Annotated in this window: 4 protein-coding genes; all 4 read left to right on the top strand. The window is 59.3% G+C overall.

Annotated elements, in window-relative coordinates:
* Nucleotides 1-69: 69 nt before the first annotated feature.
* A complete protein-coding gene (locus BN874_RS10440) occupies nucleotides 70-1,101 on the top strand; it encodes an NAD(P)/FAD-dependent oxidoreductase (protein WP_195912163.1) in 1,032 nt (343 codons plus the stop codon).
* A 107-nt stretch (nucleotides 1,102-1,208) separates the two neighbouring features.
* Nucleotides 1,209-2,225, top strand: a complete 1,017-nt coding sequence (locus BN874_RS10435; RefSeq protein WP_034432925.1) for a putative 2-aminoethylphosphonate ABC transporter substrate-binding protein — start codon at nucleotides 1,209-1,211, stop codon at nucleotides 2,223-2,225.
* A gap of 66 nt (nucleotides 2,226-2,291) precedes the next feature.
* Nucleotides 2,292-3,377 (top strand): putative 2-aminoethylphosphonate ABC transporter ATP-binding protein, encoded by a 1,086-nt coding sequence (locus tag BN874_RS10430; protein ID WP_034432924.1) that lies wholly within the window; start codon nucleotides 2,292-2,294, stop codon nucleotides 3,375-3,377.
* Nucleotides 3,370-4,443, top strand: a 1,074-nt coding sequence (locus BN874_RS10425) for an ABC transporter permease subunit (protein ID WP_154724860.1), incomplete at its 3' end; no start/stop codon positions are given. The genes BN874_RS10430 and BN874_RS10425, both read left to right, overlap by 8 nt.

Here is a 4,443-nt window from a genome sequence, read left to right as displayed (position 1 = left end):
ATTAATCAATAAATTGAGTAAAAATTTTTCTGTTAAATCAGTTATTGATAATGTCTATTGATTCCGCTGGTGCGACAAACCTACGCCGACATCGCCAGTTTGGAGCAGAGTTTGGGCGAATCGCTGGACTTGCGCCGGGTCGGCAGTCTGCATCTGGCCGCCGCAGTCAACTGGGAGCGGGAATTACAGGAATTGGCTGATCTCAATACCTTGCATGGCGTCGCCCTGCAATGGCTCCCACCCGGCGAACTGCCCGCGCTGGTGCCGTGGCTGCATCCCGATCCGGTGCGCGTCGCGCTGTTCACTCCGGATGACGGCTACCTTGATCCTTACCGGCTGGCGCAGGCCTATGCCCATGCCGCTCGCCAGCAAGGCGCGATCCTGTTGCAAAACGTGGCAGTACGGGAACTGTTGCTCGCTCACGGACGGGTTATCGGGGTGCGCACTACCGATGGCGATTATCACGCCCCGCAAGTGGTGCTGGCAGCGGGCGCGTGGTCAGCGGTGCTGTCCAGCCAGGCAGGTTTCGGCATCCCGTCAGCGCCGGTGCGCAGCCAATACTGGATCGCCGCGCCGCATCCGCTGGTTCCGCGCCGACACCCGTTCACCATCATCCCCGAAGCTCGGGCCTATACCCGGCCCGAAGTCGGCGGGCTGCTGTTCGGGCTGCGCGAGGCGCAATCGGTCAGCGTGGACCCACGGACGGTGCCTGATGATCTTGCCAACCTAAGTTTCGGCGACGACTTGGGCTGGGAGTCATTAAGTGAAGGTACGGCGCTGCTGGAACGCTTTTTGCCGGCGCTGCCGGAATTGGCGATTCAGAGCTATATCACCGGCCCGTCCACCTATACCCCGGACGGTTTATTTGTGCTGGGTGCGACACCCGGCGTGGAGGGCTTGCTATTGGCGACCGGTTGTTGCGGCGCGGGAATTGCGGCCAGCGGAGGGATTGGTCGAGCTGTGGCGGCACTGGCGGCTGACCAGACTCCGCCATTCGATTTATCGCCGTTTCAACCCGGTCGCTTTGGCGCGGTTGATCCCTTCGATCCCATGTTTCGCCGCCGCTGCGAACAGGCCCGGTCGGGGAAAGTGTCCGGCTGATCACAATTTCGCAACACAGTCCTTGCACAATCCTGGGTTGCTACCCATCGCGCCGGTTCCCTCTGGACTGTCGTTGTTTACTTTTCTGCAACCCGCGAGGATTTTCGATGAAATTTGCTACCGTTTTCGGCACATTAGCGTTAGCCGGCGTTGCTTTCACCGTGCAGGCCAAAACCGAACTACTGGTTTATACCGCCGTCGAGGCCGATGAACTCGCCAAATTCAAGCAAGCCATCGAGGCCGACAATCCCGATCTCGATATCAAGTGGGTGCGCGATTCCACCGGCATCATCACCGCCAAGTTGCTGGCCGAGAAAGCCAACCCGCAGGCCGATGTAGTGTGGGGCCTGGCGGCGACCAGTCTCAAGTTGCTGGCCGATCAGGGTTATTTCCAGGCTTACGCGCCTAAGGGCGTCGAAGCGCTGGATCCGCAGTATGTGGACAAAACCAAACCACCGCTGTGGGTCGGCCAGCGCGCCTGGGTCGCGGCGCTCTGTTTCAACACCGTCGAAGCCGCCAAAGCCAATCTGCCAACGCCGACTTCCTGGCACGATCTGGCCAAGCCGGAATTCAAGGGCAAGGTCGTGATGCCCAATCCCAATTCCTCCGGCACTGGCTTCCTGGATGTGTCGGCCTGGATGCAGATGTGGGGCGATACCAAAGCCTGGAAATATATGGATGGTCTGCACGAAAACATTGCCCAGTACACCCATTCCGGTTCCAAACCCTGCAAGATGGCCGCCGCCGGCGAAGTGCCGGTCGGCATCTCCTTCGCCTATCGCGGCGCACAGGAAAAAAGCAAGGGCGCCCCGATTGATGTGATCGCGCCGAGTGAAGGGGTCGGTTGGGATTTGGAAGCCTTCGCTATCGTCAAAGGCACCAAAAAGCTGGATGCCGCCAAGCAACTGGCGAATTGGTCGGTCACTCGCAAGGCCAACGAGATCTACAACGAAGGCTATGCAGTGGTCGCAATGCCCGGCGTCGCCAAACCGGTGCCCTACTATCCAGAAGGTATCGCCGCAAAGATGATCAAGAATGATTTCGAGTGGGCGGCCAAGCACCGCGAGGCGATTCTGGCTGAGTGGGCCAAGCGCTACGACAGCAAGTCGGAGCCGAAGAAGTAGCTGGAACACTCACACCCGACCCCTCTCCCGATGGGAGAGGGGAATAGCTCGTTACATTGAACGCCTATGACCGCCTCCTATCTCCGCATTCGTAATCTCAGCAAGCGCTTCGGTGATTTCACTGCCCTGGATAACGTCAGCATCGACATTCACAAGGGTGAATTCGTCTGCTTCCTTGGTCCCTCCGGCTGCGGCAAGACCACCCTGCTGCGGGCTATCTCCGGGCTGGACATCCAGACCCACGGCACGGTGGAACAGGATGGACGCGATATTTCCGCCCTGCCGCCGGCTCAGCGCGATTTCGGCATTGTGTTTCAATCCTACGCGCTGTTTCAGAATCTGACCGTGGCCCGCAACATCGCTTATGGTCTGGAAAATCGTCGCCAGACCAAAACAGCCATTCAACAGCGGGTTAAGGACTTACTAGCGTTGATCAACTTGCCCGACAGCGGTCGCAAGTACCCTTCGCAGCTCTCTGGCGGCCAGCAACAGCGGGTAGCACTGGCGCGGGCGTTGGCGATCTCGCCGGGATTGCTGCTACTGGATGAACCTCTGTCAGCGCTGGACGCTAAAGTGCGGGTGTATCTGCGCGATGAGATTAAGACCCTGCAACGACGACTGGGCATCACCACCATCATGATCACCCATGATCAGGAAGAGGCGATCAGCATGGCCGACCGCATCGTGGTGATGCGGGATGGCCGCATCGAGCAGATCGGCACTCCCCTGGAAATCTATCATCAGCCCGCCAGCCTGTTCGTGGCTGAGTTCATCGGTGCGATGAACCTGCTGCCGGCGACCCTGGTACGACAGGGTGAGATTCAGTTGGGGCAGGCGCGGTTGGCCTGCAAGGTTGACAATTTCACGCTGGGGGCTGCGGTACATGCGGCGGTGCGTCCAGAAGATGTGGTTTGCACCGGACGAACCAACGGCCACGCCAACAGTTTCCAAGCCGAGGTGCAGGATCTTGAATTCATGGGGCCCTTCTTCTGGCTGAGCCTGGGCGGCGGCGAGTTGGGCGAACACCGACTGCGGGCGCAGGTTTCCAGCCAGCGGGCACGAGAGCTGGGCTTGCGTCCGCGTGATTCCATGCACTTGCACATTCCCGCCGAGCATATCCGCCTGTTCGCGAAGGGGTACCCCTATGGTTGAAGTCGCAACCGTAGCAGCGTTGCGCATCCGCCCGCGCCTGGGCCGCGATGGGTGGCTGATGGGCGGTGGGTTGCTGGTGTTAGCGCTGTATCTGGCCGTCACCTTGCTGGTTCCGCTGATCATCATGCTGGCGAAAAGCACGCAGGATAGCGATGGCGCTTTCGTGGGTCTGGCCAACTTTGCCCAGTACTTCTCCAATCCCGCCCTGTCCAGCGCAGTTGGCAACAGCCTGTGGGTGTCGGCGCTGTCCACGCTGATGGTGATCGCACTGGCCTTCGGTTACGCCTACGCCCTGAATCGCAGTTGCATTCCCTTCAAAGGATTCTTCCGGCTGGTGGCGATGGCCCCGTTGCTTGCACCGTCGCTGCTCTCGGCAATTGCCCTGATTTATCTGTTTGGCAATCAGGGGGCGCTAAAGGGTTGGTTGCTCGGAGAAGGGATTTATGGCCCCATCGGCATTGTCATGGGTTCGGTGTTCTGGACCTTTCCCCACGCCCTGATCATTTTGACCACTGCCCTATCCACTGCCGACGCCCGATTGTACGAGGCTTCGGAGTCGCTGGGCGCCAGCCGCTGGCGCACCTTCACGACCGTTACTCTGCCGGGTGTGCGCTACGGCCTGATCAGCGCCATCTTTGTGGTGTTTACCCTGGTGATTACCGACTTCGGCGTGCCCAAGGTGATCGGCGGCCAGTTCAACATGCTGGCGACCGACATCTATAAGCAGGTGGTGGGACAGCAGAATTTCCAGATGGGTGCGGTGGTGTCGCTGATTCTGCTGTTGCCGGCTGTGCTGGCTTTCTTCGTCGAACGCTGGGCGCAAAGCCAGCAGAGTTCTGCTCTGTCCAGTCGCGCTGTACCCTATCAGCCCACGCCACGCCTGGCCCGCGATTGGGCGTTGCTTGGCCTGGTGAGTGGGGTAGCGTTCTTGATCCTGGGCATTTTGGGTATGGCCGGGTTCGCTTCTCTAGCCAAGCTGTGGCCCTATAATCTAAGTCTGACCCTGATACCATTTCTCTATAGGTTTAATTTTTCAAGCGCCGATAAGATAAATGGATATCCGGTA

This window comes from Candidatus Contendobacter odensis Run_B_J11 (assembly GCF_000531125.1).
Classification (GTDB): domain Bacteria; phylum Pseudomonadota; class Gammaproteobacteria; order Competibacterales; family Competibacteraceae; genus Contendibacter; species Contendibacter odensensis.
This window is presented reverse-complemented; position numbering and strand designations above follow the sequence as displayed.